At 74.5% G+C, this 20,539-nt stretch carries 19 protein-coding genes and 1 pseudogene; 6 read left to right on the forward strand and 14 right to left on the reverse strand.

Translation table 11 applies throughout. The features are described from left to right. Positions 1-64: 64 nt before the first annotated feature. From AC5WS8_RS26660 to AC5WS8_RS26690, 7 genes are all read right to left on the reverse strand, one after another. Positions 65-1,336, reverse strand: a complete 1,272-nt coding sequence (locus AC5WS8_RS26660; protein ID WP_496106002.1) for a glycosyltransferase — start codon at positions 1,334-1,336, stop codon at positions 65-67. After that, positions 1,333-2,298 (reverse strand): glycosyltransferase, encoded by a 966-nt coding sequence (locus tag AC5WS8_RS26665; RefSeq protein ID WP_496106003.1) that lies wholly within the window; start codon positions 2,296-2,298, stop codon positions 1,333-1,335. Before AC5WS8_RS26665 ends, AC5WS8_RS26660 begins: the two co-directional genes overlap by 4 nt. Then, positions 2,295-3,500: a glycosyltransferase family 9 protein gene (locus tag AC5WS8_RS26670; protein WP_496106004.1), complete on the reverse strand. Its 1,206-nt coding sequence runs from the start codon at positions 3,498-3,500 to the stop codon at positions 2,295-2,297. The genes AC5WS8_RS26665 and AC5WS8_RS26670 overlap by 4 nt, the downstream gene beginning before the upstream one ends. Continuing rightward, positions 3,497-4,174 carry a D-glycero-alpha-D-manno-heptose-1,7-bisphosphate 7-phosphatase gene (locus AC5WS8_RS26675; RefSeq protein ID WP_496106005.1) on the reverse strand — a complete coding sequence of 226 codons (678 nt, stop codon included), beginning with the start codon at positions 4,172-4,174 and terminating at the stop codon, positions 3,497-3,499. The genes AC5WS8_RS26670 and AC5WS8_RS26675 overlap by 4 nt, the downstream gene beginning before the upstream one ends. Further along, a complete protein-coding gene (locus tag AC5WS8_RS26680; protein ID WP_496106006.1) occupies positions 4,171-5,259 on the reverse strand; it encodes a glycosyltransferase family 2 protein in 1,089 nt (362 codons plus the stop codon). Before AC5WS8_RS26680 ends, AC5WS8_RS26675 begins: the two co-directional genes overlap by 4 nt. Continuing rightward, a complete protein-coding gene (locus AC5WS8_RS26685) occupies positions 5,259-6,920 on the reverse strand; it encodes a carbamoyltransferase family protein (protein ID WP_496106007.1) in 1,662 nt (553 codons plus the stop codon). Before AC5WS8_RS26685 ends, AC5WS8_RS26680 begins: the two co-directional genes overlap by 1 nt. 140 nt (positions 6,921-7,060) lie before the next feature. After that, on the reverse strand, positions 7,061-8,023 hold the full coding sequence (locus AC5WS8_RS26690; protein WP_496106008.1) for an NAD-dependent epimerase/dehydratase family protein: 963 nt from the start codon (positions 8,021-8,023) through the stop codon (positions 7,061-7,063). Positions 8,024-8,487: 464 nt separating this feature from the next. On the opposite strand from AC5WS8_RS26690, the gene AC5WS8_RS26695 reads away from it, so the two are divergent. Beyond that, on the forward strand, positions 8,488-10,239 hold the full coding sequence (locus AC5WS8_RS26695; protein ID WP_496106009.1) for a glycoside hydrolase family 15 protein: 1,752 nt from the start codon (positions 8,488-8,490) through the stop codon (positions 10,237-10,239). 21 nt (positions 10,240-10,260) lie between these two features. Here the strand turns inward: AC5WS8_RS26695 and AC5WS8_RS26700 are convergent, their stop codons facing one another. The 5 genes and pseudogenes from AC5WS8_RS26700 to AC5WS8_RS26720 all read right to left on the reverse strand — a co-directional run bounded on the left by AC5WS8_RS26700 (position 10,261) and on the right by AC5WS8_RS26720 (position 14,807). Next, a complete protein-coding gene (locus tag AC5WS8_RS26700; protein ID WP_496106010.1) occupies positions 10,261-10,752 on the reverse strand; it encodes a DUF1360 domain-containing protein in 492 nt (163 codons plus the stop codon). A gap of 163 nt (positions 10,753-10,915) precedes the next feature. Continuing rightward, positions 10,916-11,770, reverse strand: a pseudogene (locus tag AC5WS8_RS26705) (DMT family transporter); the annotation flags it as partial. A gap of 357 nt (positions 11,771-12,127) precedes the next feature. Continuing rightward, positions 12,128-12,991 (reverse strand): polysaccharide deacetylase family protein, encoded by an 864-nt coding sequence (locus AC5WS8_RS26710; RefSeq protein ID WP_496106011.1) that lies wholly within the window; start codon positions 12,989-12,991, stop codon positions 12,128-12,130. Between the two features lie 21 nt (positions 12,992-13,012). Next, positions 13,013-13,954, reverse strand: a complete 942-nt coding sequence (locus tag AC5WS8_RS26715) for a DMT family transporter (RefSeq protein ID WP_496106012.1) — start codon at positions 13,952-13,954, stop codon at positions 13,013-13,015. A 7-nt stretch (positions 13,955-13,961) separates the two neighbouring features. Further along, on the reverse strand, positions 13,962-14,807 hold the full coding sequence (locus tag AC5WS8_RS26720) for an SDR family NAD(P)-dependent oxidoreductase (RefSeq protein ID WP_496106013.1): 846 nt from the start codon (positions 14,805-14,807) through the stop codon (positions 13,962-13,964). A gap of 374 nt (positions 14,808-15,181) precedes the next feature. Here AC5WS8_RS26720 and AC5WS8_RS26725 point away from each other — a divergent pair, with 374 nt between their 5' ends. Continuing rightward, positions 15,182-16,249: an MGDG synthase family glycosyltransferase gene (locus tag AC5WS8_RS26725; protein WP_496106035.1), complete on the forward strand. Its 1,068-nt coding sequence runs from the start codon at positions 15,182-15,184 to the stop codon at positions 16,247-16,249. 119 nt (positions 16,250-16,368) lie between these two features. Here the strand turns inward: AC5WS8_RS26725 and AC5WS8_RS26730 are convergent, their stop codons facing one another. Together AC5WS8_RS26730 and AC5WS8_RS26735 are read right to left on the reverse strand one after the other, a co-directional pair. Further along, a complete protein-coding gene (locus AC5WS8_RS26730) occupies positions 16,369-16,815 on the reverse strand; it encodes an SPW repeat protein (RefSeq protein ID WP_496106014.1) in 447 nt (148 codons plus the stop codon). Positions 16,816-17,107: 292 nt separating this feature from the next. Beyond that, the gene (locus tag AC5WS8_RS26735; protein ID WP_496106015.1) at positions 17,108-17,914 is read right to left on the reverse strand and encodes an SGNH/GDSL hydrolase family protein; all 807 of its coding nucleotides are present in this window, start codon (positions 17,912-17,914) and stop codon (positions 17,108-17,110) included. 468 nt (positions 17,915-18,382) lie between these two features. On the opposite strand from AC5WS8_RS26735, the gene AC5WS8_RS26740 reads away from it, so the two are divergent. From AC5WS8_RS26740 to AC5WS8_RS26755, 4 genes are all read left to right on the forward strand, one after another. Next, positions 18,383-18,742 (forward strand): STAS domain-containing protein, encoded by a 360-nt coding sequence (locus AC5WS8_RS26740; RefSeq protein ID WP_496106016.1) that lies wholly within the window; start codon positions 18,383-18,385, stop codon positions 18,740-18,742. Further along, positions 18,739-19,695, forward strand: coding sequence for an anti-sigma factor RsbA family regulatory protein (locus AC5WS8_RS26745; protein WP_496106017.1), 957 nt, complete (start codon positions 18,739-18,741; stop codon positions 19,693-19,695). Before AC5WS8_RS26740 ends, AC5WS8_RS26745 begins: the two co-directional genes overlap by 4 nt. A gap of 17 nt (positions 19,696-19,712) precedes the next feature. Further along, positions 19,713-19,991: a hypothetical protein gene (locus tag AC5WS8_RS26750; RefSeq protein WP_496106018.1), complete on the forward strand. Its 279-nt coding sequence runs from the start codon at positions 19,713-19,715 to the stop codon at positions 19,989-19,991. Between the two features lie 80 nt (positions 19,992-20,071). Next, the gene (locus tag AC5WS8_RS26755; RefSeq protein ID WP_496106019.1) at positions 20,072-20,533 is read left to right on the forward strand and encodes a hypothetical protein; all 462 of its coding nucleotides are present in this window, start codon (positions 20,072-20,074) and stop codon (positions 20,531-20,533) included. Positions 20,534-20,539: the final 6 nt, after the last annotated feature.

Here is a 20,539-nt window from a genome sequence, read left to right on the forward strand (position 1 = left end):
TTCGGACGTCGGAGCTCCGCGGTGGGTCGGGAACGCTGTCGAGGGCCGGGCGGACGGTACGTGCTCACATCACCCCCGTGGCGGCGGCCTGGGCGTCCAGGACGGAGCAGTACGTCGCCTCGGTGGCCGCGGCGACCCGCCCCCAGCCGTACCTGCGCAGCACCCGACGACGGCCCGCCGCGCCGCACGCCTTCCGCAGCTCGGGGTCGGCGAGCAGTTCGCCGACGGCCCGGGCGAGGGCCTCGGGATCCCGGGGCGGCACCAGGCGCCCGGTGGTCGGGTCCGCCACGGTGTCCAGCTGGCCGCCCACCGCGCTGGCCACGACCGGCCTGCCGCAGGCCATGGCCTCCAGCGGAACGATGCCGAACGGCTCGTAGTCCGCGGGGCACACCACCACGTCGGCCGCGCGCACCAGCGGCGGAACGTCGCGCGGCGCCACTCCGCCCATGAAGATCACCCGGTCCGCGACGCCGTACTCCTCGGCGATGCGACGCAGCCGGCGCACCTCAGGGTCGTCGTCCAGCCGGTCCGCCGACGGGCCGCCGACGACGACGAGTTCCGTCTCCGGCAGCAGGGCGAGCGCGGCGACGGACACCGCCGCGCCCTTGCGCGGCACCAGACGGCCCAGCTGGAGCAGCCGGTGCCGGCGGGTGCCGCGTTCCGCGACCGGACCCTTCGGCGTGAACAGCTCGGCGTCCACCCCGCACGGCACGATGCTGACCTTCCCGGCGGGTATGCCCATCCTGCCCAGCTCGACGACCTCGTCCCGGCAGGTGGCGATCACCCGGTCGCAGCCGAGGCCCACCTCCGTCTCGTAGGCGATCCGCCGCGGCGGACTGGTGTCGGCCAGCTGCTGGTGCCGTCGCTTCACGGTGCCGAGCGCGTGGTACGTGTGCAGCAGCGGCAGCCCCAGCTCGCGCACGGCCCGCAGCGATGCCAGCCCCGACATCCAGAAGTGCGAGTGCACCACGTCCGGCGCCCGCACCCGCCAGACCCCGGCCAGACAGCGCCCGAACTCGGCCATGTACGGCAGCAGTTCGTCCTTGGGCAGCGGCTCCGGGGGACCCGCGGGCACATGGCGCACCTCGACCCCTTCGCGCAGCGGCACCCGGTCCGGCAGGTCCGTGTCGTCGCGGCGGGTGTACACGGTCACCCGGTGTCCCCGGTCGGCGAGCGCCCCGGCCAGAGAGGCGACGTGGACGTTCTGCCCGCCTGCGTCCACCTCGCCCAGGGTGGCGAGGGGGCTCGCGTGTTCCGAGACCAGTGCGATCGACAGGGAACCGGGGCCGTCGGCGTCGACGGTGCCGGGCTGGACGGGGTGCAGGGATGAGGTCATGAGCGAGCCTCCGTCATCACGCGCTCCCAGTCGTCCAGGAAGCGCTTGAGCCCGTACCGGCCGAGGGCCGCCTGGCGGGCACGGGCGCCGGCCTCGGCCGCGGCTTCGGGTTCGTGCAGATAGTGCCGGGCTGCCCGGGCCAGGACATCGGGCCGGGTGGACAGCACGCCCGCGCCCTGCGGGACCGCCTCGACCACCTCCGTGGTGGCGAGCGCCACGACGGGCATGCCCAGGTGCATGGCCTCCAGCAGGGACAGGCCGAGGGAGGTCCAGCGCACCGGATGCAGATAGAACCGGCGCTCGGCCATCTCCCGGTGCAGCCCGGCCTGCGGCAGGTCCGCGCTGCGGCACCGCTCCTCGGGCAGCCCCAGATGGCCGGCCAACCCCTCGGTGCGCATCCCGAACACGTCCAGCGGCGCCGCCTCCGCCAGCGCGGGCAGCAGATCCGTACCGGTGCAACGGCCGCGTCGCACCGGTTCGTTGACGACGACGGCCCCGCGGGCGAGCCGGCCCGTGTACTGGTGTCCCGGGTCGACGATGCCGTGCTCCACGACCTCGGTGCGGGTGCTGCCGCAGTCCCAGAACAGCCGGTTGAAGTGGGTGACGTGCACCAGCGTGAGGTCCCTGCGGTCGGCGAACGGGTGCCGGGTGTTCGGCACGTCGCCGCCCGGTGCGTTGTGCTCCAGGTAGACCGCGGGGATGTCACGGCCGGGGCGGCGGCCGCCGAGCCAGCGTTCGGCCAGCTCCAGCTCGTGCGGCCGTTGCAGGACGACCAGGTCCACGTCCGCGTCGCGCAGCTGCTCGGGGGTCGCCTCGCGCACCGAGGACGGCCAGGAGAACGTGCGGGCCCGCCCGAGTCCGTCGGGGTCGCGACCGGGTGTCACCGGAACGAGGTAGGTGTGGGGGCCCTGCACGAACGCCGTCGTCCAGGAGCCGTGCACATGCCACAACAGGATGTTCATACGGTCGCTCCTCGTTCCGTCTCGGGACCGCGGCCCGGCCCGGACACGTCCTTGGGTCCGGAGGCGTCCTGGGACACGTCCTTCGGGCCGCACGCGTCACCCGGTCGGGGCGACGCGTCCGTGCGGTGATCCGCCCGGTCCGTCCTTCGCGCCCGATCCGCGCCGTGCACCGCCGCGGGCCTTGTCTCACCGAGCGCCGCCACGGCGGCCAGCACCTCGGCATCGCTCACACCGTCGAGGCACGGGTGTCCCCGTACCGGGCAGTGCCGGGCCCGGGTCTCGGCGCACGCCGCCCTCTGGTCCCCGAGCAGCACGTGGGGGACGCCGTACGGGGACCAGCGCTCGGCGGGTACGACCGGCGCGAACAGGGAGGCGATCGGAGTGCCCACCGCGGCCGCCAGATGCGCCGGCCCGGTGTTGCCGACCACGGCCACCCGCGCCCCGGCCAGCACCCCCGCCAGCTGCCGCAGATCGGTGAGTCCGCCGAGGTCCAGCCCGTGCGGTCCGGCCACCTTCGCGGTCAGCTCCCGCTCCCCACGGCCTCCGGTGACCACCACCCGGTAGCCCTCGGCGGCCAGGGCGGCCGCGGCCCGCGCCGCCCGCTCGGGGCTCCACGCCCGGGCCGGCACCGCGGCACCGGGATGCAGCACCACATACGGCTCCGACCCGGTGAGGTGGGTGGCGTCCGGGGGAGGGGTGACCCGCAGCGCCCCGTCGTCGTCCGGCGGCAGCGCGAAACCGGCGTCCCGAGCAAGGTCCAGCGCGGCCAGGGCCTCGTGCCGGTGCGGCAGCCGGCGGTGCCGCAGGTCGAGCAGGGCACCCGGGTAGTCCTCGCTGTCGGCGGCCGTCCAGCCGACCCCGGCCAGCTTCAGCAGCAGCGCGACCGGCAGCGGGCTCTGGTGGTACGAGACGAGCACCAGGGCCCGGTCGAAGCAGCCCGCGGTCAGGGTCTGCAGGAGCTGCCGCGTCGCCGCGCGGGAGACCGGCGCCGGTTCCAGACCCACCCATGGGGCGTCGTACTCCAGCACCTCGTCCACGCCGGGCAGCAGCCTCGCCGCCTGCACCCCGCGCGGCCCGCACAGCATCGCCGTGTGCGAGGAACCGGCCGCCACGGCACGCACGGCGGGGCCTGCCAGCAGCACGTCACCGGCGCTGTCGAGGCGCACGACCAGGGTGCGGGGAAGGGGGCGCGTGTCCGTCATCGCGCCTCCCCCGCGGGTGAGGCGGCGTGCGGGCCGGGACCGGAGCCGTCCTCGGGGTCCAGCACCAGGCGCACCGCCGCGAGCAGGTCGCCGGCCGTGGTCTCGGCCGCCTCGATCTCCTCCGGGAGGGTCACGGGGGTCGGCACCAGCACGCCGCGGGCACCTGCCGCGCGGGCGGCTCCCATGTCGGCGCCGATGTCCCCGATGACGACGGCGCGCTCCGCCGGGACGCCCAGCCGGGCGCACGCGGACACCACCAGGCCCGGTGCGGGCTTTCGGCAGCCGCAGCCGTCGCCCGGGCCGTGCGGGCACACCGCCCACACGTCGAACGGGCCGAGCAGCTCCTCCACCCGCCGCCGCACCGCCTCCACCTGAGCGCGCGTCAGCAGTCCGCGGGCCACGCCGGACTGGTTGCTGACCACCCCCACGGGAATGCCCCGCGCACGGACGGCGTCGACGGCCTCGCGCGCGGCCCGCATCGGCTCGACGCGCGCCGGGTCACCGTTGTAGGGCACGTCCGACACGAGCGTGCCGTCGCGGTCGAACAGCACCACGGCCGGCAGGGCGCCCCGCGCGCGGTGTGGGCCGCCCCGCGGTCCGTCGAACAGCCAGGGGCCGGTCGCCGAGCGTACGGCGGCCTCGGGGTGACGGGGCAGCAGGTGACGTCCGCTCATGGGTGCACCCGTTCCTCGAGCGCCCGGCGCTTCACCTGCGGCTGCGCCCCGGCCGCGTACGGGCCGCGCGGCGGCACGTCCCGGTGGACGAGGTGACCGCGCAGCCAGTGCCAGGTGGCGGCGGGCGGAACGAGCACGCTGGTCAGTGCCATGGTGGTCACCTCGTCCGGGGTCCGCGGCCCCGGACCGATGCGCGCCAGGGCGAACTCGGCGGTACCGGACAGCCAGCCGGCGGCACAGACCGCCGCGGCCCGGGGCCTGCGCAGGGCCGCGCAGGCGAGGGCCGCCACCGCCGCTCCTGTCACCGCCAGATGACCGGGCAGCCGTCCCCGTGGCGCCCCCGCCCTGCCCCACCAGCCGGGTCCGTGCAACCGGGTCATCAGCACGTCGTCCGCGTTCCCCGCCTGCAGGCGCACCGAGATCCAGCGGTCGGCCGGGCGTACCGGATGCGTGGTGGTGCGGGACCCGTCGGTCACCGTCCATCCGGCGTCCTGTACCCGCAGCGCGAGGTCCGCGTCCTCCCTGAAGGCCCGACGGAACCGTTCGTCGAAGCCGCCGACGGCCTGCAGAGCCCTGCGCCTGTACGCCATGTCGGCGGTGATCCACCGTGCGGTGGCGAGCCCGGCGGTGTTGCGCTCCCAGTCGGTGGGCCGGCGGTCGACCGGCAGCGGGACGTCGATCCGGGCGGTGATCGCGCCCGTCCGTTCCGTCGCCTCCGCCAGGTCCAGGGCGAGATCGTCGCCCCAGGTACGGCCGGGCACCACATCGTCGTCGAGGAACACGATCCACGGCACCCGCCCGGCCGCCCGCCATCCGTCGTTGCGGGCCGCGGCCGGACCCCGGGCACGGCCGCGCACCACCGTGGTGACCGGGCGCAGCGGCCCCGGGATGTCGACCGTGAGCGCCTCGCCCTCGTCTGCGGGGCGGTCGTCGACGAGGACCACCCGCACCGGCCGGGGCCCGGACGCCTCGGACAGCGCCCGCAGGCACGCGCTCAGGCTCGGCCGTCCCAGCGTCGGTATCACCACCGCGTACGCGTCGTCGGCGTACACGGTGACCGCCGCGTCGTCTCCGCGCTCCGCCATCACGTCCCCCTCGCGTCGGCGCCACGGAAGAAGTCCCCGCGCCGCACCGCGTACGGGCCGATGGCGAGGAGGTCGACGGGTGAGGAGCCGAAACACTCCAGCGCGTCACGCGGATCGTCCACCATGGGCCGGCCGGCCGTGTTCAGACTGGTGTTGACCACCACGGGCAGTCCCGTGAGCCGTTCGAACTCACCGAGCATGCGGGCGACCAGCGGTTCCTTGGCCGGGTCGACCGTCTGGATGCGGGCCGTGCCGTCGACGTGCACGACCGCGGGGATGCGGTCCCGCCAGGGCTCGGCCACGTCGTGCACGAACAGCATGTACGGGCTGGGCAGCGGACCGTCGAAGATCTCGGCGGCACGGTCGGCGAGCACCATCGGCGCCACCGGCCGGAACTGCTCGCGGCCCTTGACGTCGTTGAGCCGCTCCAGGTTGCCCGCGTGTCCGGGGTGGGCCAGCAGCGAGCGGTGCCCGAGCGCCCGGGGACCGTACTCGGAACGGCCCTGGAACCAGGCGACGATCCCGTTGTCCGCGAGGGCCTCGGCGACGGTCCGGGCGATGTCGGCGGGCCGCTCGAAGGGCACCGCCGCCGTCTTCAGCCACGCCCCCAGTTCCGCGTCCGACCAGTCCCGGCCCAGATCGGCGCCCGGCATCGGTTCCGGCTCGTCGCCCTGCCCGGCGGCCAGCAGCAGGGCCCCGCCCAGCGCCGTGCCCGCGTCACCGGCCGCGGGTTGCACCCACACCCGGGAGAAGGGCCCCTCCCGGGCTATCCGTGAGTTCGCGACGCAGTTCAGCGCGACGCCCCCGGCGAGCGTGAGCACGCTGTGGTGCGTCCTTCCGTGCAGCCAGCGCACCAGGTCGAGCAGCGTCTCCTCCAGCACGGTCTGGGCGCCGGCGGCCACGTCCGCGTGGTCCTGCGTCCACGGCTCGTCCGGGCCGCGCGGCGCGCACAGCTCGTGCCAGGGCACCCCGGAGGCGTGGAAGCCGCCGTCGCCCGTGGGATACACATGGCGGCGCAGCTCGGCCAGCATGCGCGGGCGGCCGTGCGAGGCGAGCGCCATCACCTTGAACTCGTCGGAGGACCTGAGGAACCCCAGGTGCTCGGTCAGCTCCTCGTAGACCAGGCCCAGGGAGTGCGGCAGTTCCTGCGCGTACAGGGGCTCGAGACGGCTCCCGACCCGGCGCGCGGCCAGGTGTGAGGCGCGCTCGCCACGGCCGTCCAGGACCAGCGCGGAGGAGTCCTCGGCGCCGGGCGCGGCGAAGGCGCCGGACGCGGCGTGCGCCATGTGGTGCGGCACGAAACGGACGATGCCGGGATCCAGGCCCGGCAGCGCCGTCTTCAGGAAGCCGGGGACCTCGCGGGCGTAGGTCTGCCGCAGATGGTCCCAGGGGTCGTCGAGCCCCATGGCCTCGGCGGGCCGGGCCAGGTCCGGATCGTAGGAGTAGACGACGGCATCGAGGTCCTGGGGGCGCAGTCCGGCGCGCCCGAGGCACCACGCGGCGGCCTTCTCCGGCAGTTCCCAGGCGGAGAACGGCACCGGCCGCTTGCCGTGCTTGCGCCGGGAGAACCGCTCCTCCTCGGCGGCGGCGACGGTCCGGCCGTCGATCACGAGGGCGGCGGCGGGGTCGTGGAACAGAGCGTTGATTCCGAGGATGCGCATGGGGTTCCGATGCCTTTCGGCGATACCTGAGCCGGACGGGAGCGGGGGAGAGGGCCGGATGCGAGGGGGACGGCGGACGGCGGTGACCGGGCCCGGACCGCGAGGGGCGACACCGCTGCCCCGGGAGCCGGGTGCGCGGGTCAGCCGCCGGCGGTGGCGCGGAACCAGTCGATGGTGCGGCGCAGGCCCTCCTCGGCGTCCACCTCCGGCTCCCAGCCCAGCTTGTCGCGGGCCAGCGTGATGTCCGGGCAGCGCACCGCCGGGTCGTCCGTCGGCCGCTCGATGAACCGGATCTCCGACGCCGACCCGGTGATACGGATCACCAGACGGGCCAGATCCAGCATGGTGATCTCGGAGGGATTGCCGATGTTCACCGGGCCGCGCATACCGTGCGCCGCCGCCGCGAGAATGCCGCGGACGGTGTCGTCGACGTAGCACAGGGCCCGTGTCTGGCGTCCGTCACCGGTGACGGTCAGCGGCTCCCCGGCCAGTGCCTGCCGCACGAACGTCGGAACCGCCCGGCCGTCGTGGCCGCGCATCCGCGGACCGTAGGTGTTGAACAGCCGCACGATGCCGGTGTCGGTGCCCTTCGCCTCGGCGTGCGCGGTGGTGAGGGCCTCACCGAACCGCTTGGCCTCGTCGTACACGCTGCGCGGACCGACCGGGTTCACATGCCCCCAGTACCGCTCGTCCTGCGGGTTCTGCTGCGGGTCCCCGTAGACCTCGGAGGTCGAGGCGAGCAGGAAGCGCGCGCCCGAGCGGTGGGCGAGGTCCAGGGCGTTGCGCGTGCCCAGACTGCCGGTGTCCATCGTGTGCAGGGGCAGACGCAGGTAGTCGGCGGGCGACGCCGGGGAGGCGAAGTGGAGTATGAGATCCGGCTTCCGGTCGACGGTCAGCCCCTGCGCCACGTTGGCCCGCACCAGCGTGAACCCGGGGCGGTCGAGCAACGCGGCCACGTTCTCCGGCCGACTCGTGCTGAAGTCGTCCACGCAGGTGACCGCGGCGCCCGCGTCCAGCAGGGCGGCGCACAGGTGGGAACCGACGAACCCCGCACCGCCGGTGACGACGGCGTGCTCCCAGTTCCGTGACAAAGGGCTGGCCATGAAGAACTCCTCCCTACGCGGACGGCCTCTCGGCCCCCTGATGCGGGCGCCGGGCCGCTGACGTCGCGGAAGACCGTCGAGTACCCCGATCAGCGTCCGTCGGCGCGGCGACGGCGGCTCGGTGGTGTAGGTCATCCGGGTGAGTGACACAGGGTGAACACCCACGGCGCGCCCGCGACCCGACGGGCAGGGAGGCGGCTCCCGGGCGCGCCCGCGGCGGTGCGGCGGGACGCGGCGGGGGCACCGGACGGGACGGCGGGCGTCGCCGGGTCGTTGACATGCGGCACCGGTTTCCCCACCGGTCGCAGCCCAATCACCGGATCTCTCCCGTCGCGCCGGGACGGTTCTCACCCACGTCGGCACCAATGCCCCAGCTCAAACGGGGTAGCCGTACGGCTTGAGGTCCCTGTGGCGCGAAACGCCGCGCGCCCCACCCCAGTCGGCCAGGTCAGGAGGCAGTACCCATGAACACGCCGTTCCCGCCGCACGCGCTGCACGACTACGCGTTGCTGGCCGACGGGGAACGCGGCGCGCTGATCGGGCCGTGCGGCGACATCGGCTGGCTGTGCTCACCCGGCTGGCACAACGACGCCGTCTTCGCCTCCCTCATCGGCGGCGGCGGTGTCTACGCCATCACACCGAGGGCCCGCCACGTCTTCGGCGGCCACTACGAGGAGGGCACTCTCATCTGGCGCAGTCGCTGGGTCACCACCGACGGCCTCATCGAGTGCCGCGAGGCCCTCGCCTTCCCCGGTGAGCCCGGCCGGCTGGTGCTGCTGCGGCAACTGCACGCCGTCGACACCGTGGCCCACGTACAGGTCCTGCTCGAGCCGCACGCCGGCTACGGCCGCTCCTTGCTGGACGCCACACATCGCACCGACGACGGCGTGTGGTACCTGACCTCGGGCCCCCACCGGATGCGCTGGCAGGGCGCCCCGTTCGCGGTCGCCCGCGGCCGGGGCCTGACGGCCGAGATCGTGCTCCAGCCCGGCGAGCGCCACGACCTGGTGCTGGAATGCTCCGCCTCGCCCCTGCCCCGCACCGTGCCGAGGGCCGCCGAGGCCTGGGCCGCGACGGAACACGCCTGGCGTGAGGCCGTGCCCGCGCTCGACCACACGATCGCCCCGCGTGACGCCCGCCGCGCCTATTCCGTCCTGCGCGGGCTGACCACCCACGGCGGCGGCATGGTCGCGGCCGCCACCACCAGCCTGCCGGAACGCGCCGAGGCGGGACGCAACTACGACTACCGGTACGTGTGGATCCGCGACCAGAGCTACGCCGGGCAGGCCGCGGCCGTCACCGGTGCCACCGAACTCCTCGACGATGCCGTGCGCTTCGTCGGCGAGCGGCTGCGGGAGGACGGCCCGCGCCTGGCCCCCGCCTACACCGTGCACGGAACCGCCGTCCCCGACCAGAGAGAACTCGACCTGCCCGGCTACCCCGGCGGCTTCAGCCGTGTCGGCAACCGGGTCAGGGAGCAGTTCCAGCTGGACTGCTTCGGCGAGGCGCTTCTGCTGTTCGCGGCGGCCGAACGCCGGCAGCGACTGGACGCCGACGGGTGGAAGGCCGCCGAGATCGCGGTGCGCGCCATCGCCGAGCGCTGGCAGGAACCGGACGCCGGAATCTGGGAACTGGACTCCCAGTGGTGGACCCACAGTCGGCTGAGCTGCGTCGCCGGGCTGCGCGCCCTGGCCGCCGCGGTCCCCCGCCGTCCCCTCGCCGACCGCTGCGACCGGCTCGCCGACGCCCTGCTCGACACCACCACGCGACGCTGCCTGCACCCCGAGGGCCATTGGCAGCGGACCCCCGACGACGCGAGGGCCGACGCCGCCCTGCTGCTGCCGGCCGTACGCGGTGCCCTGCCCGCCGACGACGACCGCACCCGTGCCACTTTGGCCGACTGCCGCCGCCGACTGGCCCAGGACCACTACGTCTACCGCTTCCGGCACGACGAACGCCCCCTCGGGGAGGCCGAGGGGGCGTTCCTGCTGTGCGGGTTCGTCATGGCACTGGCCGAGCACCAGCAGGGCCGGCTGATCGACGCCCACCGCTGGTTCGAACGCAACCGTGCCGCCTGCGGGGCGTCCGGTCTGTACGCGGAGGAGTTCGACATCGCCCAGCGGCAGCTGCGCGGCAACCTCCCGCAGGCCTTCGTCCACGCCCTGCTGCTGGAGACCGCCGCACGCCTGGCCGGGGACCCCGAAGGGCCCGCCTGACGTCCGGACAGGCGCCCGACGTCAGCCCTCGGCCGCCTCGGCTGTCGCGCTCCACCCGTACTGCAGCAGGTCGGACAGCGTGACAGCCGTGAGCCCCGCGCACACCAGCCGCGTGGCCCGCGGCGCGGTGGCGTAGGAGCACACCAGCGCCCCGGCCACCCACGCGGACGTGCAGAACGGGCAGGACAGCAGATCGCCCACGGCGCGTCGCACGCCGCTGCCGCGCGGCTGGTCCATCACTTCGCCGGCGGTGCTCTCCGACTCCCGCCGGGTGAACGGCGCCCGCAGAAAGCTGGTCACCCTGTCCTTGGTGAGCAGCCGGGACGCCTTGAACGTCGCCGTTCCCAGCAGGGCCACGTCCCACGGGGGCACCTGCTGCGGCAACCGCACGCCCCGGCGGCGCGCCACCGCGGCGAACAGCGCGGCACCCGCCGTGAACGTCGTCGCGAGGAGCGCGTAGCCCACGAGCGGCGTGTCGCCGCCCTGGTCGTAGCGTGTGGCCTCAACCGTCATCCGCATGCCTCCCTCGGGGCTCGCCACGCTCAGCCCCCGCCTTCCGGCTGCTCTCCCTCCGGGCCCCGTCCCTTCGGCTACGCGGACCGCGGGCGTCCCACCCCTCGTGTTCCTGCGGCCCCGAGTCCCCGTGGCCCGCGGCCGCAAACGCCTGAGGGGTGCGCGCCTCGGCCGCTTGGACCCTCGACACCACCCGGCTCAGTCTCAGCACCCCCCACACGATCAGGGCGACGCCGGCGGCCTCGGGCAGCAGCCACCAGCCGGTCCGGATCCGCTCGTCGAACAGGGTGATGCCGAGCACCAGGCTCACGGAGGCGTCGCCGATGGTGAGCGCCGGCTGCGACGCGGTCAGCCAGCCCGCCTGGAGCGCGTTCTCCAGCAGCAGGATCGCGCTGACACCGGTGAGCGCGAAGCCGTACGTCTGCCAGGACTGCAGGAACGCCACGAGGCCGCCGTCCGCGAACCTGCCCGTGGCGGACTTCAGCAGGGCCGCGGTCAGGGCGTTGCCGACGGCGGAGGCCGCGGCCAGCACGGCGGCACGGAACAGCGGCGGGCGCCCCGGGCGGGCCACGGCGACCGCGACGGCCATGGCGCCCAGACAGCCCGCGAGGGCCGGGATCCAGCGGACCATGGAGGCCTGGTCCGTCACCCCGGCGGGAGCGGCGGAGCCGAGGACCAGGGCGAGCCCCGTGACGACCCCGGTGATCGCCCACCAGGCCGCGCCCGGCAGCCGCCGATGCATCAGGGGAGCGGCGACCAGTAGTGCGAACGGCAGTTCGAGTACGAAGAGTGGCTGCACCAGTGCCATCGGGCCGTTCACCAGGGCGAGCGCCTGGAACAGTGCGGCGCCGACGACGCCGCCGATGCCGATCGCCCAGGCCGGCCGGTGGGCCAGCTCGATCAGCAGTCGCAGGCCGCCACCCTGCGCGACCGTGGACGCCGCCTTGCGCTGGAACGCGGTACCGACCGCATTGCTGGCGGCACCCATGACGGCGAACAGCGCGGCGAGCAGGATCACCTCTCCAGCATGCCCCCGGAAGCCCGCAGCAGCCGGACTCGGCGCACCGCGAGCGGATCGACCCGCGAGCCGGCCATCCCGGCGGCCCCTGACACGGGCGGCACCGACGCCTTCGTGCAGCGTGCCGCCAGGGGGCTGCCTGCTCACCTGACGCCGCGTCCCGGCCATCGGGGACCGTCAGCAGCCGGGCCGTGCCTCCAGGGCGTCGTCCGGCGGACCTGCCCGCCGCCGGCCGCCCGGCGGTCGACGTACGGGCGACGTACGGGCGACGTACAGACGAGGCACGGACTAGGCACGGCTGACGTACGGACAACGTACGGATGACGTGACGTACGGTGCAGGTACCGCCGACCGGTGTCATGGGGACCGGCGACTGCCCGACCGCGCCCGCGCCGCGGATCCCTCCGGCCACGGGTGTCGGGCGCCGCGGACGCTCCCCGCTGCCGCCTTCCGCGCGGCGAGGTCCTCCGCTGCGGCTTCCACGCCGTGCTCGCCGAGCGGCCCCACCGACAGCCCCGCCTCACGGCAGCCGTCCACGATGCCGGGCAGCGCCCCGAGCGTGGCGCGCCAGCAGCCGACCGCCGCGGCGTGGTCCGAGTCGTGCAGAAGAAGGGTGCCGCCGCCCCGCAACTCCGCACCCGCGGTGGCACGCACGGACGCGGGCGTGGCGTCGGCCGTCCAGTCCCTGCCCCACGCCGTCCACAGCACCGGCCGCAGGCCGGTCCGCCGGGCCGCCGCCCAGCGTCCCGACGTGAGGATGCCGTACGGCGGCCGGTACCACCAGGGGCGAGCGCCTGCCGCTTCGTGGACCACGTCCACCGTTCGAGCCAGGTCCGCCATGTCGCGTGCGGGAGACGGCAGCCATGGCCGGCCGTGGTTCCAGCCGTGCACGGCGAGCTCGTGCCCCCGCTCCGCGATCCGGCGGGTCAGTGCCGGACAGCGCACCACACTCTCGCCCAGCACGAAGAACGTCGCCCGGACGCCGAGGTCGTCCAGCGCGTCGAGGAAGTACGGCGTGGAGCCGGGATCGGGTCCGTCATCGAACGTGAGAGCGATGTGCTCGGGGCGGCCCATCCCGGCGAGCCCGGGGAGGAAACGGCGGCGCAGGCCGGGCAGCCAGGTGGCGGCCGGGCCGATGTGCCCGGCCGCCACCGCCGCCGCGACCGGCGCCAGGAGGGCCACCGCGCGACCGGCGGCCCGGGGGCCGTGAGGACGAGTCATCGGGCAACTGCCTCCTTGTCGTCAGGCATCCGGGGCCTCGCCGGGCTCCGGGCGGTGGTGGACCGGGGCGTCGTCGGGGCGGGAGCCCCCGTTCGGTGCCGAGTCCCAGGCGCCGCCGGCCCACGGGGCGCCCGCCAGTCCGATACTGCCCGCACCGATGAGCGCGAAGCCGAGCACCTCGGGCAGCACCCGCACGCCGAGCGCGATCTGCTCGTCGAACAGCGCCGATCCCAGCGCCACCCCGACGATCGCGTCCCCGAGGGTCAGCGCCGGCTGGGACGCGGTCAGCGACCCGGCCCGGAACGTGCTCTGCAACAACAGGAAGCTGACGACACCGACCAGCGCCGTGACATACGGCGGCCACTGCGTCAGCACGGCCCCCACGCCCTGCGGAAGCCGCCCCATGACCTCCTTCAGCAGCGCTGCCGTGGCGGCGAACGACACCGCGCTCGTCAACCCGAAGAGCGCGGCACGCGGCGCGCCCCGCACCGCACGGGCCGAGACCACGCCGGCCGCCACGGCGCACACCACGGCCACCCCCGCCGGAAGCCAGCGCCCCGGCAGAGCCGTGGTCCGCCCGGGGGAGGGCGCGGCCGTCCCCAGGAACAGCGCCAGGCCGGCGGCGAGGGCGGTGAACGCCAGCCAGGTGCGCCGGCTCGGGCGGCTGCGGAAGACGACGCTGCCCACGGCCAGGGTGAACAGCAACTCGGTGGCCAGCAGTGGCTGTACGACGGCCAGGCTGCCCACGGCCAGCGCGCCCGCCTGGAACACGGTGGACAGGGCGAGCAGCCCGGCACCCGCCAGCCAGTACGGCCGCCGCAGCACATGGGCGAGCCACCGCACCGCCTGACGCACTCCCCGGCCGTTCGCGGGTTCGTCCGTCGCCGCCCGCCGTTGCAGCACCGAGGCCGAGGCGTTGGACAGCGCCGTGAGCAGTGCGAGCACGACGGTGAGAGCGCTCACCCGCCACTCATCCGAACGTGGCGGCGAGCCGCCGGTACAGGCCGGGCGCCGCACCACGGATCCGGGCGGGCAGCCGCAGCCAGCGGGGAACGTACACCTCGTCACGGTTCCGGCTCACCGCGCACCACACGGCCTCCGCCACCCGCTCGGGCGGCACCGGCCTGGGCCTGGACCTGCGATAGGGCGCGCCCCGGCGCTCGAAGAAGGGAGTGTCCACCACACCGGGGACCACGAGACTGACCCGCACACCGCTGCCGCGCAGTTCGTAGCGCAGGGCGTCGGCGAACGCCGCGAGCGCCGCCTTGGCCGCGGAGTAGACGGCCTCACCGCGCACGCCCACCGCGCCCGCCAGCGACCCTACGATCACCACACGTCCGGAGCCCGCCTGGACCATCCGGGGGACGAGCTGCCGCACCAGGTGCAGCGTGGCGCTCAGATCGACGTCGATCACCTCGTCGATGGCGCGTGAGGGCATGCTGCTGAACTCGCCGGCCCAGCCGATCCCGGCGCACGCCACGAGCAGGTCCACACGGCCCAGCCGCTCCAGGGCGAACTCGGCGAGCTGCCGGCCGGCTCCCGGACGGGTGAGATCCGCCGGATAGCCGGTGGCCGAGGTCTGTTCGGCGACCTGCGCCAGACGCGTCGCGTCCCGCCCGTTCAGCACCAGACGCCAGCCCCCCTCGGTGGCCAGCCGGCGGGCGACGGCGGCCCCGATGCCGGAGGAGGCGCCGGTCACCAGCGCCGTGCCCGGGCGGGCCGCCCGGGCACCGGCGTGCCGGGGGGTGGCGCCGACGGCCGGGGCCGCCGCGGAGAGGGCGGGGACGGATCGGGGAGGGGAGGGAGCTTGTGACATGGTGGCTGACCTCGGCTCGGCTGCGACGGCGAACACCGGACGGACGGGTTGTGACGGCTGCTGGTCGAGTGCTCCTGTCTTCGAGCACCCTTGGGCTGAGAGGATTGGCAGCGGACGAAGCGGACGGTGAGTATCCCGCTCATCACGCCCCGAAACTCGCGACACGGGGCGTGTTTGGAACATTCGACTCGGGACAATCAGTACCAGTGCGTGTATTTTCCCCCGTGTCTCGACGACGAGCGACGCGAACCGCCACGACCCCTGCCCGCCGCCGGGCGACCGGAGCGGCACGTTCGGCGGGAGGGGCCACCGGCCCGGCCGGCCCGCCGGCCTCCCCGGACGGCTCGCGCCGGATCCTGATCGTGAGCGCGAGCATGGGCGCCGGGCACGACACGGTCGCCGTGGAGCTCGCGCGACGCGCACGCGAGCAGGGCCGGCAGGCGGACGTCGTCGACGTGCTCACCCTCCTGCCCTACGGCCTGGGTGCGGGTCTGCGCCGCTTCTACCAGTCCTCGGTGCGGCACTTCCCGTGGGCGTACGCCGTCCTCTACCGCGCGTTCCTGCGTCGCGGCCCCGGCCGCCGCCCCAGTGGCGTCCCCCTGGCCCGCCTCGCGGGCAGCCGCCTGTCGGACCTCGTGAACCGTACGGGCGCGGATGCCGTCGTCCCCGTTTTCCACCTGGCGGCCCAACTGACCGGCCATCTCAGGTCCCAGGGCAGGCTGGACGTGCCGAGCGCCGTCTTCCTGATCGACTTCGCGGTCCACCGGCAGTGGCTCCACCCGGGGAACGACCACTACTTCTGCGTCACCGACGAGGCCGCCCGCGCCGTACGTGAGGACATCGCCGCTCCGGCCGAGGTGACCGGGCCTGCCGTGGCCCCCGAGTTCCTCGCCCCGAGCCCCGCCGCCGCGCAGTGGTCCGGGCGCTTCACGCGGTTCGCTCCCGGCCGGGCCCCGGTGATCCTCTCCGCGGGCGCCTGGGGAGCGGGCCCAGGTCTGTCCGCCACCGCCGGGCTGCTGGCCGGGCACGGTTTCCTCCCGGTCGTGCTGTGCGGTCGTAACGACCGGCTCCGCAGGCGCCTCGCCGGGATCCCAGGCGTTCTCGCACTGGGCTGGGTCGCCGACATGCCCGGCCTGATGGGCGCGGCCGGCGCCCTGGTGGACAACGCCGCAGGCCAGACCGCCGTACAGGCCCTCGCCGCGGGCCTGCCGGTGGTCGGGTTCCGTCCCCTGCCCGGCCATGGCGAGGAAGGTGTCCGCCGCATGGCCGCCCTCGGGCTGACGGAGGTGGCCGAGACGGAGTACGAGCTGCTCGACGCGCTGAACCGCCTCACCGTCCCCGGCCCCGACCGGGAGCGCCGCATCGCCCACGCCCGCACGTTGTTCCGCGCGGACGTGCTGACGCGGGTGACGGAACTCCTCGACTCCGCCTCACCCGGCTGAGCCGCGCCCCGGCAGACGGCCCGATCGGGCCGTCTGCCGCCGAGACTTCCGGGAGCGTGCCGGCGCGCGGCTCACGTGCTGCCGGCACGCTTCCCCGTGGCCTGTGCCGTGCCGCCGTCTCACTGTGGGGCGCGACGGGCGACGCCGATGGTCAGGCCCATGGCCGCCAGGCCCAGCCCAGCCGTCACCGCACCGACCGCGCAGTTGTTCGCGACGATGCCGGCCCGCGCGCCGTGGGTGGCGGTGACCACCCAGGGCGAGATGATGAGCCATATACCGAGAGGCGCGACCACCCACGCCAGGCGGAACATGCGCTCGGGCACCAGGGTCAGACCGAGCCCGATCAGTGCGACGGTGAGGCCGACGATCAGGTTGTTGACGGCGATGAAGGGCTGACCGGAAAAGTGCACGACCCAAGGTGATATGGCGGCATAGACACCCGCCAGAACGATCGCCCCCTCCAGGGCGATGGCTCCGCCGCTGGCCGCCGTGCGCTCGAGCCGCTCCCGCATCTCCGCTAGCTCGGGATGCGTGCCCATTCCACTGGACTGCTGCGGATACGACATCGCTGTGCCTCTCCACGAGGATTGATTTTTTCCTTATAGTGACGGTTCCCCCATTCAGGTGGATTTACCCGGTTTTGCGCCATTCTTGGTCGCGCTGTCTCCGTACTCGACCGTCCGCGGGGCGGCGCTCCGGGCCGCTGCCCTGGGTGACGAAGACGTGGTCGCGCAGCACCTGGGCGGCTTCGACGGTGTCGGTCCCGCCGTCGGTGAGCACGTCGACGGGTGCGGCCGCCTGCGGTGGTGCGCCGCAGGCGGCCGCGGTGGAGATACCTCGCCGTGCTGGTGGGCGCCTTCAGGCGGCGCGGGTGAGGGCGGGCAGGTAGGCCCGGGACTGGCCCTGTTCGGTGGGGTGGTACGACTCGGTCGGGGCAAGCCAGCTGACGCTGTGGAGCCACGGGGCGGTGGAGCAGATCTCGTGGCCGGTGAAGACGCCGGTGACGTCGACGTAGGTGAACCCGTGGTGCGTGGCCCGTTCGTCGATGACCTTGTCGAGGCGGTCGACGGCGCCGTTGAGGGCGGAACGCGTGGTGTCCGGCAGTCCCGCCTTGCAGCTGCCGTTGAGCCGGTACAGATGCGGGTAGCCGAGGATCACGACATGGGCCTGGGGGGCTTTGGCCCTGATGGCGGCGTAGAGGCGGTCCAGGTCGTCGGGGAGGACGCCGTCGATGCGGTGGAGCGCTTCCTCGATGGCGTCCAGGCACGTTGCCGAACTGTGCAGCACACAGGTCGTCATCACATGGGAGAACCCGGCGTCACTGCCGCCGACCGTGAGGGTGACCAGCCCGGTGCGGGCGTCGAGCGGGCCGAGCTGGCTGTTCAGCACGTCCCGGGCACTGGCGCCGTTGCAGGCGGGGAAGTCGAAGCTGGACGGCGCGTGGGCCGCGGCCCACAACGCCGGGAAGGAGTGGCTGCTGCGCAGACAGTCGGTGCTGGAGGCGACATAGCTGCCGGCACCGACACCGGCGGAGTAGGAGTCGCCGAGAGCGACATACCCGGTGGCGTACCCGCGAGGAGCGGCGTGTGCCGTCGGGGTCGCGGTGAGAGTGCAGACGGCGGTGAGAAGTGAGCACAGGCAGGCGGCGATACGCGAGGGTCTCATGCATCCCGCTTACCACCGTGCACCGGGCCCTGCCGCCGAGCCGACGGCGACCTTCACCCACGCTGAGAGGCGCCCGCACCCGTGCTCGCGTCCCGCGGTCGCACGCCAGGGGCCCGGTACCGACGCCGAAGCCCGCGGTGGCGCGCGGCTCTCCAGCCACGAACGGCACCCGATCAGCCGTCACTCCACTGGCGACGTTTGTGCGCCGCGCGCGGGAAACCCGAAGAGCTGTCGCCATCACTCACCCCGCTCGCACCACAGGACAGTGCTCGTCGTGCGGGCCGAACGCGTCACGTCCGGACGTGCGACGCCCTGTCTCGCCCGGCGTGCACCCTGACCACCGCTTCCGCGTACCGGGCCCTCGGCTGACCGGCGCCGTGCGTGTGTTCGCCGCGGGATGCCGCCGCGTGGCCTCGCCGGACCGTGGGCCATACTGGCTGGGTTCCGGAGCAGCCGCGAGGTGAAGAGATGGAGACACCGCACGGCACGCGGCAGGCGGCCTCCCAGCCCCTGCCGGCGGCCGCGTTGGAGGGCTGCCCCCTACCGGACCGGGCCGGAGTGCGGGCGATGGGCGAGATCAGCCTGGCGACGCAGCCGACGTGGGAGCGTCTGCTGGGGGAACTCGTGGGCGGAGACGAGCCGGTGCGCCACCTGGAGCTGTCCGCGGTGACCTTCATCGACGTCCGCGGCGCCGCGTCACTGGTGGCGGCCGCCCAGGCTCTGGGGAACGGACGACGCATCGTGCTGTGGCGGTCCCCGGCGAGTCTGCGGCGGACGCTGGAGTTGTTCTGGCCCGAGCTGTCGATGATCGAGGTGGCGCAGTCATGAGTGACACGACGGTGGGCGACCGGTTCCGGCACCCCGCCCTGTTCTACTCCGGCCGGGACGACTACCTGGCCGGCACCGTGTCGTTCGTGCGGGACGGGCTGGCCGCCGGGGAGCCCGTGGCAGTGGCCGTGCCGGGTGACAACCTGCGTCTGCTGCGAGAAGCCCTCGGCGAACAGAGCGCCGCCGTGGAGTTCCTGGACATCACCGAAGCCGGCCGCAATCCGGGCCGGATCATCCCCCGGGTGCTGCACGCCTTCGCGGACGCCCACCCCACGGGCCGGGTACGGATCATCGGGGAGCCCATCTGGGCCGGCCGCACCGCGACCGAGTACCCCGCGTGCGTCCAGCACGAGGCCCTGATCAATGCGGCCTTCGAGGGGCGGGCGGTGAGCATCCTGTGCCCGTACGACACCTCCCGCCTGGATTCCGTCGTGCTCGCCGACGCGCACGCCACCCATCCGACGGTCATCGAGCGCGGCGAGGAGCGGAACAGCGGCGCCTACGCGCCCGAGCAGGTCGTCAGCCGGTACAACCAGCCCCTGCCTCCCGCCCCGTTGGGTGCCGCCGAGTTCGCCTTCGACGCCGCCGCGCTGCCCGCCGCCCGCCGTTTCGCCACCGAGCAGGCGGCCCTGCTGGGCCTGGCGACGGGCCGGACGGCGGACTTCGAGCTGGCGGTGGCCGAGCTGACCACGAACAGCGTGGTGCACGGCGGGGGCCGTGGCACCCTGCGTCTGTGGGCGGAGGCCCGGCAACTGGTGTGCCAGGTCGATGACGCCGGGGTGCACACCGATCCGCTGGCCGGACGCATCCCTCCGCCCAAGGTCCGGCCCGGCGGCCGGGGCCTGCTGCTGGTGAACGTCCTCGCCGACCTGGTCCGCCTGCACACCGGCCCGGCCGGTACGACCACCCGTATCTATCTCGGCACGCAGAAGTTCGCCCACGAGGCTCACTGAGCGTTGGCCGGCTGAGGGTGAACGTCCCTCCCGCCGTCGTCGCGTTGCTGCGGCCCATCGCCCAGCCGTCGCTGCCCGTCGTCGCGTTGCTGCGGCCCATCGCCCAGCCGTCCCTGCCCGTCGTCGCGTTGCTGCGGCCCATCGCCCAGCCGTCGCTGCCCGTCGCCGCGTTGCTGCGGCCCATCGCCCAGCCGTCGCTGCCCGTCGCCGCGTTGCTGCGGCCCATCGCCCGGCCCGTCGCCGGCCCGGCGCCGCGCTCTGGGGCCCATCACCCGGCAGCCATGGCCGCAACGTGACCAAGACCTGGGGATGGTCGGCGTCGACGCGGGAACCCGGGCCCCGCAAGAAGGCGATGTCACCACGGATGAGGTGAGTCATGGCAGAGCAGGAGTCGTCGTCCCGGCCGGTGTCGCCGAGGGCCGTCGCGCGGCCGGTGCGCGAGGCGGCCTCGGTCCTGGGCCGGCTTCCCGGCGCCGGGATCGTGGGCAGGGCGGCCGAGGGAACGCTGGAGAAGGTCGGCGCCGCGTCGCCCCGGGGGCGGCGGCCGGCGGTCTACGCCGGGGCCGGAGTGCTCGGCGCCGTGGGTGTCGTCGAATGGCCCGTCGCCCTGGCCGGCGCGGCCGTGGCCTGGCTCACGCAGCCCCGGCCGCAGACATCCGGACAGGCCCCGGCCCAGACAGCCGGGGGCGGGGGGAGCACCTCCGACACAACGCGGGCAAGGGCGTCCCGGGCGAAGAAGTCCGCACCCTCCGCACCGAAGGCCGCCTCCCCGAGGAAGCCCTCGGCGTCCCCCGGACGCGAGGGTTCCGGCACACGCCGTGCCCGTACCACCCGCTGAGGGCGC

The organism is Streptomyces sp. PTL18 (assembly GCF_059510295.1).

Excerpts from the sequence above, each read along its gene's own strand:
- AC5WS8_RS26735 (WP_496106015.1), bottom strand. The coding sequence starts at position 17,914 with ATGAGACCCTCGCGTATCGCCGCCTGCCTGTGCTCACTTCTCACCGCC.
- AC5WS8_RS26695 (WP_496106009.1), top strand. The coding sequence starts at position 8,488 with ATGAACACGCCGTTCCCGCCGCACGCGCTGCACGACTACGCGTTGCTG.
- AC5WS8_RS26685 (WP_496106007.1), bottom strand. The coding sequence starts at position 6,920 with ATGCGCATCCTCGGAATCAACGCTCTGTTCCACGACCCCGCCGCCGCC.
- AC5WS8_RS26740 (WP_496106016.1), top strand. The coding sequence starts at position 18,383 with ATGGAGACACCGCACGGCACGCGGCAGGCGGCCTCCCAGCCCCTGCCG.
- AC5WS8_RS26660 (WP_496106002.1), bottom strand. The coding sequence starts at position 1,336 with ATGACCTCATCCCTGCACCCCGTCCAGCCCGGCACCGTCGACGCCGAC.
- AC5WS8_RS26670 (WP_496106004.1), bottom strand. The coding sequence starts at position 3,500 with ATGACGGACACGCGCCCCCTTCCCCGCACCCTGGTCGTGCGCCTCGAC.
- AC5WS8_RS26665 (WP_496106003.1), bottom strand. The coding sequence starts at position 2,298 with ATGAACATCCTGTTGTGGCATGTGCACGGCTCCTGGACGACGGCGTTC.
- AC5WS8_RS26755 (WP_496106019.1), top strand. The coding sequence starts at position 20,072 with ATGGCAGAGCAGGAGTCGTCGTCCCGGCCGGTGTCGCCGAGGGCCGTC.
- AC5WS8_RS26675 (WP_496106005.1), bottom strand. The coding sequence starts at position 4,174 with ATGAGCGGACGTCACCTGCTGCCCCGTCACCCCGAGGCCGCCGTACGC.
- AC5WS8_RS26710 (WP_496106011.1), bottom strand. The coding sequence starts at position 12,991 with ATGACTCGTCCTCACGGCCCCCGGGCCGCCGGTCGCGCGGTGGCCCTC.
- AC5WS8_RS26725 (WP_496106035.1), top strand. The coding sequence starts at position 15,182 with ATGGGCGCCGGGCACGACACGGTCGCCGTGGAGCTCGCGCGACGCGCA.
- AC5WS8_RS26730 (WP_496106014.1), bottom strand. The coding sequence starts at position 16,815 with ATGTCGTATCCGCAGCAGTCCAGTGGAATGGGCACGCATCCCGAGCTA.
- AC5WS8_RS26690 (WP_496106008.1), bottom strand. The coding sequence starts at position 8,023 with ATGGCCAGCCCTTTGTCACGGAACTGGGAGCACGCCGTCGTCACCGGC.
- AC5WS8_RS26720 (WP_496106013.1), bottom strand. The coding sequence starts at position 14,807 with ATGTCACAAGCTCCCTCCCCTCCCCGATCCGTCCCCGCCCTCTCCGCG.
- AC5WS8_RS26680 (WP_496106006.1), bottom strand. The coding sequence starts at position 5,259 with ATGGCGGAGCGCGGAGACGACGCGGCGGTCACCGTGTACGCCGACGAC.
- AC5WS8_RS26745 (WP_496106017.1), top strand. The coding sequence starts at position 18,739 with ATGAGTGACACGACGGTGGGCGACCGGTTCCGGCACCCCGCCCTGTTC.
- AC5WS8_RS26700 (WP_496106010.1), bottom strand. The coding sequence starts at position 10,752 with ATGACGGTTGAGGCCACACGCTACGACCAGGGCGGCGACACGCCGCTC.